The organism is Kitasatospora indigofera, assembly GCF_014655955.1.
Classification (GTDB): Bacteria; Actinomycetota; Actinomycetes; order Streptomycetales; family Streptomycetaceae; genus Kitasatospora; species Kitasatospora indigofera.
This window is the reverse complement of record NZ_BNBO01000006.1, coordinates 25894-34924: the sequence shown is the minus strand read 5'-3', so window position 1 is coordinate 34924 and position 9031 is coordinate 25894. Positions and strand designations below refer to the sequence as shown.

At 74.6% G+C, this 9031-nt stretch carries 11 protein-coding genes; all 11 read right to left on the bottom strand.

All coding sequences use genetic code 11. The features are described 5' to 3' along the window. Nucleotide 1: 1 nt before the first annotated feature. Nucleotides 2-352: a hypothetical protein gene (locus tag IE329_RS08070; RefSeq protein ID WP_190210136.1), complete on the bottom strand. Its 351-nt coding sequence runs from the start codon at nucleotides 350-352 to the stop codon at nucleotides 2-4. A gap of 10 nt (nucleotides 353-362) precedes the next feature. After that, complete coding sequence (locus IE329_RS08065; RefSeq protein WP_190210135.1) at nucleotides 363-899, bottom strand: phage baseplate assembly protein V; 537 nt, start codon at nucleotides 897-899, stop codon at nucleotides 363-365. Next, a complete protein-coding gene (locus tag IE329_RS08060; protein ID WP_190210134.1) occupies nucleotides 896-2011 on the bottom strand; it encodes a hypothetical protein in 1116 nt (371 codons plus the stop codon). The genes IE329_RS08065 and IE329_RS08060 overlap by 4 nt, the downstream gene beginning before the upstream one ends. Continuing rightward, a complete protein-coding gene (locus IE329_RS08055; protein WP_190210133.1) occupies nucleotides 2008-2334 on the bottom strand; it encodes a LysM peptidoglycan-binding domain-containing protein in 327 nt (108 codons plus the stop codon). Before IE329_RS08055 ends, IE329_RS08060 begins: the two co-directional genes overlap by 4 nt. Before the next feature lie 32 nt (nucleotides 2335-2366). Next, nucleotides 2367-3008: a hypothetical protein gene (locus tag IE329_RS08050; protein WP_190210132.1), complete on the bottom strand. Its 642-nt coding sequence runs from the start codon at nucleotides 3006-3008 to the stop codon at nucleotides 2367-2369. Further along, nucleotides 3005-3280, bottom strand: a complete 276-nt coding sequence (locus IE329_RS08045) for a hypothetical protein (RefSeq protein WP_190210131.1) — start codon at nucleotides 3278-3280, stop codon at nucleotides 3005-3007. Before IE329_RS08045 ends, IE329_RS08050 begins: the two co-directional genes overlap by 4 nt. A 106-nt stretch (nucleotides 3281-3386) precedes the next feature. Continuing rightward, nucleotides 3387-4571: a Pvc16 family protein gene (locus IE329_RS08040; RefSeq protein WP_190210130.1), complete on the bottom strand. Its 1185-nt coding sequence runs from the start codon at nucleotides 4569-4571 to the stop codon at nucleotides 3387-3389. Then, on the bottom strand, nucleotides 4568-5047 hold the full coding sequence (locus IE329_RS08035) for a hypothetical protein (protein ID WP_190210129.1): 480 nt from the start codon (nucleotides 5045-5047) through the stop codon (nucleotides 4568-4570). The genes IE329_RS08040 and IE329_RS08035 overlap by 4 nt, the downstream gene beginning before the upstream one ends. A gap of 881 nt (nucleotides 5048-5928) precedes the next feature. After that, on the bottom strand, nucleotides 5929-6642 hold the full coding sequence (locus tag IE329_RS08030) for a hypothetical protein (RefSeq protein ID WP_190210128.1): 714 nt from the start codon (nucleotides 6640-6642) through the stop codon (nucleotides 5929-5931). 4 nt (nucleotides 6643-6646) lie between these two features. Continuing rightward, a complete protein-coding gene (locus IE329_RS08025; protein ID WP_190210127.1) occupies nucleotides 6647-7171 on the bottom strand; it encodes a phage tail protein in 525 nt (174 codons plus the stop codon). Nucleotides 7172-7182: 11 nt separating this feature from the next. Beyond that, entirely contained in the window at nucleotides 7183-8967 is a 1785-nt protein-coding gene (locus tag IE329_RS08020; protein WP_229927254.1) for a phage tail sheath family protein, read from the bottom strand. Nucleotides 8968-9031: the final 64 nt, after the last annotated feature.

Genomic DNA, 9031 nt, shown 5'->3' with positions numbered 1-9031 from the left:
CTCACATCCCCCGCACCCGGAGCTGCATGGCCTGCACCATGGGCGGGTTGGGTGGCGGGGTGCCGACACCGACGGCGGGCCCGACGCTCGGCGGCGGCGTCGGCTGGAGCAGCACCGGCAGCCCGCCGACCCGCACCCGGGCGGAGGTCTGGAGCCAACGGATGCTCGTACAGGGCGGTGCGCCCAGGGAGGCCGCGGGGAATCCGCAGCCGAGCACGACGAAGGTGTCCGCCGTGGTGGCGACGGGCTGCGCGCCGACGAGCACCCGCTGCTGGGCGGGTGCCGGAGCGTTCGCGGGCCCCTGGTGCGCGCACGTCATGGTGGCACCGACGTGGAGAATCAGTCCGGGCACGCCGTCCTCCTCACTGCACCGTCAGGGCGCTGCCGTTGATGCACACCTGGTTGCCCGTCAGCAGGATGCTGGCGAAGCCGGGGCCCTGACCGCAGGCGATCTCGATCGAGGTCTCGTTGATCTTGATGAACGGGCCGCTGCTGCCGTGGAGCTGCAGCACGATGCCGCCCGCCGCCCCGGGCTGGTCGCTGATCACCAGGGCGTTCCCGGACGGTGTCGCCAGCACGATCTGCGGGACACCCGGGGGCGTGGACTTGGCCGCGGACGGCACATCGCCCGCGTCGCCCCGCCAGAACCCGGTGCACACCGCCCGGTTGGGATCGCCGTCGAGGAACTGCACCCACACCCCGGAGTCCGGCGGCGGCACGCTGTACATGCCGCTGTCCTTCCCCGCCACCGGGGACGACGACGCGGCCCAGATGCAGGGCTCGTCGCCCAGGACCTCGGGGACCCGTACCAGCAGCCGCCCCTTGTTCTCGGTGTCCACGGCGGACACCACCACGCCCTGGTACAGGCCGTACCACTTCGTCACGGTCGGGGCCGTCACGGGATCACCACCGAAGCTCGGGGGACGAGACCGTCCCGGACGAGGGTGAAGCTCTGCTTGTACGCACCGCGGGCGATGTCGTGGGTGACGCTGCGCACGTAGTAAAGGCCGTCGTAGCTCCGGCCCGCGCCGCGCACCCCCACCAGCCTGCGGGCGTTGAGCACGTGGCCGTAGCGCAGCACGTCGAGCCTGCCGTGGCCGGTGACGGCGTCGGCGGACTCGGCGGTGCGGCCCAGCCCCCACAGCTGGGCCTCCGCGACCGACCGGCCGCCCTGCCCGGTCAGCGGCCGCTCGCGCAGCGCCGGCGGCGGGCTCTGCCCGAGCGGTGGGTGCAGGGGGCCGATGTCGGGGACCGCCGTGGTGGCCCTGGTGACGGGCTCCACGTACCGTGCCGTGTAACGGGTGCGGGACAGCCCGTCGAGGCCGAAGCTCAGGGACTCGACGTTGCCGGCCGTCCCGGAGTCCACGGTGAGCGCCGGTTGCGGCTGCCCGGTGCGCACCTCCGGGCCCCAGTAGGCGGTGCTGGTTCCGGGGACGGGGCCGGGCTCGACGAAGAAGACGTGGCCGACCTCGGCGGCCAGCGCACGGAGGTAGGCCAGGTCGGTCGCGGACTGGACCGGGATCTGGACGGCCGGGTTCGGCACCACGCTGATCATCGGGGGCACGGCCACCGGGACGATCCCGTACTGCGCGTACCGGGCGCACACCAGCAGCACCCGGAGGTGGTGGGGCAGGCCCGGGTGACCGCGCTCGACGTGTCCGAGGTCCATGAGCAGGGAGAGGTCCTCACCGGTGAGCGTGAGGGTGGAGCTGCCGGGGGTCTGCCCGGGGTTCAGCTCGTGGCGGGTGATCACCCCGTCCATCAGGACGTGCGGCACCCCCGCCACCACGGCCACCACGATCACCCTGGTCCGGGGATCCAGCTGCCCGCCGGGGAGCATCACCTGGGTCACGGGCGACTGCCTGCCCACGGCGAAGGTCAGCTGGAACCCGCTCGCCGAACCACTGGACGAGGTGATCCGGACGGACTGCAGGGCGTCGACGAGCGCGGCCGGGGCCGGCGCCGGGATCACCCTCCCCGTCAGCAGCATCAGCTGGAGGCTGCGCGTCATGACTGCGCCGGGCCGACGGACGGGCTCCCGGGGAGGCCGGCGGGGAGGGCGATCCGCAGCCGCCGGCCGGGTCGCGCCGTGAGATCGTCCGGCCGCAGCGCCCCGTTGGCGTCGGCGATCCGCCAGGCCTGCTCCGGGTCGCCGTACTGCCGCGCCGCGATCCGGTCGAGCCGGTCGCCGGGGGCGACGACCTGCTCGCCGATGGGCGTCAGGTCCCCCGGGTGGGGCAGGAAGCGGCGCCGCACATAGGTGACGGTCCGTCCGTCCCGCAGGGTCAGCTGCGCGGTGGCGATGCCGTGGTACCTGCTGGTGGCCTCGAACATGGTTGCCTCTCCCCGGGGTCGTCCGGCCCCGATCAGATCCCGGTGTAGCCGACCGCCCCCGGGCCGTACCCGATCAGTGCCGCGAACTGTTCCTTGCTCTGCTGGTAACGGAGGTAGAGCGTGCCGGCCTTGTGGGAGAAGCCGACGTCGTCGACGGTGAGGACCCGGACCGACAGGGCGACCCTGGCCCTGATCGGGCTGAGCTCCCCGTCGTAGGCCTCCTCCGTGACGGTGAGCTCCGTGATCCGGACGGGCAGGACCCGGCGCCGGCCGAGCACCAGGACGGACAGGGGCGCCTCGACCGGGGTGATGTCGAGCATGCCCTGCGCCGCCAGGCCGTTCGCCTGCACCAGTTGCGCGCTGGTGGGGCAGAGCGCCGTCTCCAGTGCGGACAGGGCCCCGAACAGCCCGGCCCCCGCCGTCGGCGCGGCACCGGCCACCGGCGTCAGCTGGTCCGCCGCGTCGAACTCCGCCTCGAATCTCAGGGTCTCGTGCGGCGGCCCCTTCAGCCGCAAGGCCTCCGACCTGCTCCCGGCCTCGCCGGCCACGGTCTGCGGCCGGAGCGTGCGGGTCAGCGTCTCGGGGTTGTACTGGAACGGCACCACGCGCAGCACACGCCCGTGCTCCGGGTCGAGGAACACGAAGCCGCCGCGGGGCGGGGGGTGCGTGGTCATGCCGGACGGCCCGCCTTCCGTGGTGCTCCGCCGTGCAGGCAGCTGTGGACGGCGCGGGCGATCCGGCGTCCGAACTCGGCGGGATCGGCCGCCGCGGGGACGGGTGGCGTGGTGACGCGGTGCAGGTGGTGGTCCTGACGGACGGTGAGCGGATCACGGGACAGCAGCTGGTCGAGTTCGGATTCCAGGGCCACCCGCAGGGCCGCGCCGTCCTGCGGAGTGACGCCGTCGAGGACCAGCCGTCCGATGCGCAGCTCGATCTCGATGCTCATCCGGTCACCCCGGTCACCCCGGTCGGGCCGTTCAGGCCGTTCGGCGCGAGGCCGCTGCCCGGCCGCGACGTGGCGGCTGGGGCAGCTGGGGCGGGGGCGGCACTCCTCATGTCACCACCACCGCGGCGGCGTCGTCGAACCGCGGCTGCTCGGACGTGGCGTCCAGAAGGGGACTGTCGACCCCGTCGACCCGCAGCCGCAGCGGGTAGCGGCCGGGGCGGGCACCGGCCAGCCGGAAGCCGAGCGTACGGGTCGCCCGGGCGAACGGCTCCGCCGGCACCGGCACTTCGCCGACCAGCAGTTCGACGCGCTGCCCGGGGTGCGCCGGGGCCTCGCAGGTCACCTTGAGCAACGCCGTGCCGTCGGCGTCCCGTACCACGGGCAGCGGGAGCGTGCCGGTGATCCGCGGGGCGACACCCACCGGCACCGGCTTGGTGGCCGCCTCCGTGCCGTCGGGCCCGGTGAGCACCAGCACGGCCGACCAGGTGCCGGCGCCGATGGCGCCGGGGAGGGTGGCGTGCACCTCGGTGCCGCTGACCGGCCGGACGTCCTCGACGAGCCGGTTGCCGTGCAGGGGGTGCGCGAGGCGCAGGGCCGGGACACCGGCGTCGAGGCAGTACCCGGTGAGGACCAGGTCGTGGCCGGGCAGCGTGGCCGGCACGCCGGCCACGGCCAGCACCGGCCAGCGGCCGGCCGCGCCGGCGGCGGCCACCGGGCCCCGGTCGTGCTCGCCGCGGCGTACCACCGGCAGCGGTGTGCGGCCCGGCACCGTGCTCTCGATCAGCACGGGGCGCACCTCGTAGACGACCGAGGGGCGGAGCCGGCTGCGCAGGGCCGTCCACAACTGGGCCGTGTCGGCCAGGTCCAGGACGACGGGACTGACTCTGACCGGCTCGCTCTGCCGGTGGAGGTTGCTGAAGGGGGCCGCGGAGCCGAGGTCGGCCGGTGCGAGTCCGGGGTGGTCGTGCAGCGCCGACATCGCGGCGCCGAGGACGCGGTGGGCCGTCGAGCCCTGGGTGTCCCCCGCGTCGTACGGGGTGAGCAGGTAGTGCAGGACGAGGGGCAGCAGGGGGCGGCGGCTCTCACCCGGACGGGTGCCGTCGGGGTCGGTGTTGAGCCATCCCCCGTCGAGTGACGTCCGGAAGAGGAAGACGTTGAGTCCGCACCCGGCGGTCACCTCGTCCGGCGGGAGGAGCGTCACCACCGCTCCGGGCACCGTACGGTCCAGGGCGCCCTGGAGGACGGCGCGGAGCGTCTCGGTGACGGCCGCCACCGCCAACGCGTCGCTCACGACCGCCCCCGGAGGTACTCGTCGAGACCGAGCCGGGGCTGCCGGGCGGGCGGGCCCGCCGCGGCGGCCGGTGGCGGGGCGGGCTGCGGCGGGGCGGCCCGGATCACGAGCCGGTCGATGGTGATGCGGACAACCGCCCCGGTGGTCGCCGGCGCGCCGGCCGCCCGGGCCTCCGCGGCGGACCCGGCGGCGGTGGGCACGGCCACCGCGGGCCGCACGGCATGGCCGGTGGCGGTGGCGGCGCTGATGCCGGTGGCGGTGGCGGCGCCCGTGGCGGTGGCGGTGCCGGGGCGGGTGCGGGTGGCGCCGTCGGTGCGGGTGGCGGTGCCGGGCGCGCCCGGTCGGGCTGCCGGTGCGGAGGGCGGAGCGCTCCGTACCGTGCGGCCGGCTCCGGGGACGTCGGGGCCGGCCGCGATGCCCGGCGGGCCGGGGTCAGGCGCAGCGGGAGCCCACCGCCCGCCCTCCGGCACGCCCACGGGTGCCCGGCCCGGCGCTGCCGAAGGGCGGTTCCCCGGCCCCTCGGCCTCGGGACGTCCAGGGGTGACGGTGCTTCTCGCGGGGGTGTCCGAGGCAACGCTGACCGGCGGCCCGGGTGCCGCCGGCCCGACCGACGCTCCCGGGACAGGCCGGGACGGTGTCCGGGTGCCCGGCCCCGGAGCGCTGTCGGACCCCAGTCCCGGTCCGGCCGCCGGGCCGGGGCCCGGTGAGCGGCGCGGGGCGACGCCGGCCCGGGGCCCGTCGGGGAACCGGACCGTGCGGGAGCCGGAGCCGGCCACGGTCCCCTCCCCCGGCCCCCGTCGTGCGGCCGCCGCTCTGCCCGGCCGGTGGCCCGGCCCCGGTGGCGGTGCCGCCGACGCGCGCTCGGGTTCGTACTCGCGCTCGGGTTCGTGCTCGTGCTCGGGTTCGGGTTCGGGCCCCTGCTCGGGTTCGAGGGGTTGCTCTGGTTCCGCCGTCGGTGCCGACACCGTCGGTGCCCGGGCGGTCGTGACCCACGCCGCCGGGGCCTCCGGCGCCCGGACCGCGGGTGCCGGGGCGTACCGCTCCGGTACCGGGGCCGGCGCCCCCGCAGTCGGGACGTCCGGCACCCGAGCGGCGGGTGCCGGGTCCGCAGGCGCCAGGCCCGCAGGCACCGGGTCCGCAGGCGCCCGGCGCGCGGGTGCCAGGTCCGCGAATGCCGGGAAGTACGGCTCCGGGGACGAGGGTTCAAGGGATCGCGGTTCCGGGGCCTCCGGCTCAAACGCCGGCGGAACGGGGGCACTGTCCGTCCTCAGACGTGGTGCCGCCGCGTCGAAGACGTTCGCCGGCAGCGGCCGCAGCCTTGGCCCCGGCTCCCCCAGCAGCCGCCCCACGAAGTCGCTCATCCGGCCGTCGCCTCCAGGTAGAACCGGCGCCGGGCCGGGCTCACGGTCAGGACGTCGGACTCCGACCACCCGTACCCACGGGCGAGCGTGTGCACCTCGTGGAGGAGCCGCCGGGCGTACCCCTCGACCTCCGCCCACAGGTGGCCGGCGACGTCGAGCGCCGCCGTCCAGTCGTGCCCGCAGTGCGGGCAGCTGAGCGGGAGGACCGTGTCGGCACCCGGATCGAGGTCCGCGAGCCGCTGCGCCAGTGCTTCGAGAACCACGTCCGGGAGCACCTCCGCCGCGGGCTCCGCGCCGACCACGCAACGGCGCAGCAGCGTACGGCGGGCGTCGGGCGCGTCGGGGTCGACGGCCAGCACGTCCCGTCCGGTCAGTGCGCGGTAGGTGACCTCGTACCCCTCGGCCAGGAGGGTGGCCGAGGGGTACGGCACGGTGCGCCTCCCCGGTGCTCGCAACTCGTCCGTCGTGACCAAGACGTCGAGGGGCTCGTCGCAGCCCGGGCATTCGGCGGCGCAGGGGAGGACCGGCCCGAAGGATTCCTCGCGCAGGTCGAGCAGGAGTTCGTTCAGGCCGGCCAGGGTGAGATCGGCGACCGCCTCGCCGGGCGCCGCCGCTGCCGCGGCGAGCAGCAGGGCCCGGACCGGCGGTGCCTGCCCCGTCCCGGCCTCCCAGACGGCGAGCAGCTGCGACTCGGTCAGTTCCGGCCTCATCGGGTCACCCTGAGGCCGTGTCGCTGAACTGCGGCAGCTGCGGCGGGTCGGTACGCTCGCGCACCCAGCCGTGGTGCTCCAGCTTGATGTGCTCGAACGCGACCCCGTTGGCGTTGGCGTCGAGGTCCGGCAGGCCCTGGTACTCCGAGACCCAGCAGTCGTGGACGGAGTAGGAGAGCACCACCTGACCGCCCTCGTCGAACACGTCGATGATCAGGTCGCGGCGGAAGTCCTTGAGGGAGGTCTCCAGTCCGCCCGCCGAGTTCCGCAGGCTCCACACCCTGTTGGCCCACTCCTCGAACACCGTGTCGACCGTGCAGCCGCGCTCCAGCGAGATGGCCTCGTACTCGGTGCGGCCCGGGAGCTTACGGCTGCTCCCGGGGTCCCCGCCGTCACGGTGCTTGATCACTTCGGTGGACCGCTTCAGACCGCTGACCTTGCTGATTCCTGCGATGTACTCGGTGGACCCGCTGAACTTCACCCGGAACCGGAAGTTCTTGAAAGGGTCCCGGCGCGTGATTTCCGGCATCAGCCGTCCTCCTAGACCTGGATCTGCCCGGCGAGCTGCTGGATGTGGACGATCACGAACTCGGCCGGCTTCAGCGGTGCGAAGCCGACCTGGACGTTGACGATCCCGCGGTCGATGTCGTTCTGCGGGTTGTTCTCCCGGTCGCACTTGACCAGGTACGCCTCCTGGGGCGTGCGCCCCTGGAAGGCGCCTGCGCGGAACAGCGAGTTCATGAACGCTCCGACGTTCAGCCGGATCGATGCCCACAGCGGCTCGTCGTTGGGCTCGAACACCACCCACTGGGTGCCCCGGAAGAGGCTCTCCTCCACGAACAGGGCGAGCCGGCGCACCGGCAGGTACTTCCATTCGTCGGCCAGCCGGTCGGCTCCGCGCATGGTGCGCGCTCCCCAGGCCACCGGCCCCACGGCCGGGAGCCGGCGGAGGCAGTTGATGCCGAGCGGGTTGAGACGGCCGTTCTCCAGGTCGGTGAGCGGCACCTCCAGCTCGGTGACGCCGTTCAGCGAGGCGTCCGTGCCCGCCGGCGCCTTCCACACGCCGCGTCGCGCGTCGGTCCGCGCGAGGACGCCGGCCATCACCCCGCAGGGCGGGAACGGCATCGGAGCGCCCCCGCGCAGCGGGTCCGGTGCGACGACCCGGGGGAAGTAGAGCACGGCGTTCTTCGTGTCGCCGTTCGGGAGGCCCGGGGGTGGGTTGTCCGCGAAGTCCGCGACCACGTCGAGGGACAGGGGTGCCCCTCCGGGCTGCCGGGTCCACTCCACCGGCGGATCCACCATCAGGATCGCGCGCCGGTCCACGCAGAGCTTCAGCGCCTGGTCCAGGACGAGTTTCACCGCCCCGGCCTGGCCGGCGAGATGGTCCTGGCAGCCGGGCAGGCAGAGCAGATTGAAGATGTCCGTCTTCCGCAGCTGGAAGAGGCCGCTCTTGTCCTTCTCGCCGGCGAGGTAGCTGTCCCTCGTCGGCAGGGCGTCGTCCTGAGGACCGCCCCGGTCCGGGGTGCGGAAGCACTCCCGGCCCTGCCCCGGCGTCCCGGGGTCCGCCCAGGGGTCGGCGCCGGGCGGGTCCGGGCTGTCGTTCTTGAGCGGCAGTTCCTCGACGGGACGGCCCGGAACCACCTTCACCAGCCGTGAGGTGGCCAGCAGGTGTTCGAGGTTGCGCGGGCTGTCCTTCTCGATGCTGACGTTGAGGTATCTCTCCTCCGCGCCGGTGCCGGTGTCCCGGATCGTCAGGTTGTACAGCTTGCGGCTCTCCTGGGCCTGGTGCGGGCCCTCCGAGGTGTCGTAGTCCACCCGCGAGCGGAGGTTCCGGGCCCAGGAGCCGGGGCTGGCGGCCAGCAGGGCGGGACCACCCGCACCGGCACCGCCGCCGCGCCCGCGACCACGGGCCGGTACGGCCGGCGGGGCTTCCGCGGTCTCCTCGCCTCCCTCCGAGGCCGTCTCGGGCGACGGCTCGGAGGCGGTCTCGGAGGCGGGGGCGGGGGCGGGGGCGCCGCCTCCGCCCCACCGCGAGCCACCGATGGGAAGCACGACGGGCTGAGCGTCACCCACCACCCGGACGATCTCCGCCTCGCTGCCACCGTTCAGGTAGAACTGGTAGACGGCGTGGCCCAGGGGGCTTTCCGTGTGCAGGCCGCCGAAGACGTTCTCGTAGTCCGCCCAGCTGGTGATGTGCACCGGGCGGTCGACCGGCCCGCGGGGCGCGTACCCGACGAAGGCGGCGACGGCGGTCGGAACGCCGGTGATGGTCCGGACCGCGCTCTTGACCTCATCGATGTAGACGCCGGGATAGGTGGCGTTCACAGGCACGGAATCCCTCTTCTCTCCAGCCCGGCATTCGGCTCCCCCGGGGCATTCGCCGGCAGAT

Coding starts and splice junctions, on each gene's coding strand:
- IE329_RS08045 (WP_190210131.1), bottom strand. CDS start 3,280: ATGAGCATCGAGATCGAGCTGCGCATCGGACGGCTGGTCCTCGACGGC.
- IE329_RS08055 (WP_190210133.1), bottom strand. CDS start 2,334: ATGTTCGAGGCCACCAGCAGGTACCACGGCATCGCCACCGCGCAGCTG.
- IE329_RS08060 (WP_190210134.1), bottom strand. CDS start 2,011: ATGACGCGCAGCCTCCAGCTGATGCTGCTGACGGGGAGGGTGATCCCG.
- IE329_RS08050 (WP_190210132.1), bottom strand. CDS start 3,008: ATGACCACGCACCCCCCGCCCCGCGGCGGCTTCGTGTTCCTCGACCCG.
- IE329_RS08025 (WP_190210127.1), bottom strand. CDS start 7,171: ATGCCGGAAATCACGCGCCGGGACCCTTTCAAGAACTTCCGGTTCCGG.
- IE329_RS08030 (WP_190210128.1), bottom strand. CDS start 6,642: ATGAGGCCGGAACTGACCGAGTCGCAGCTGCTCGCCGTCTGGGAGGCC.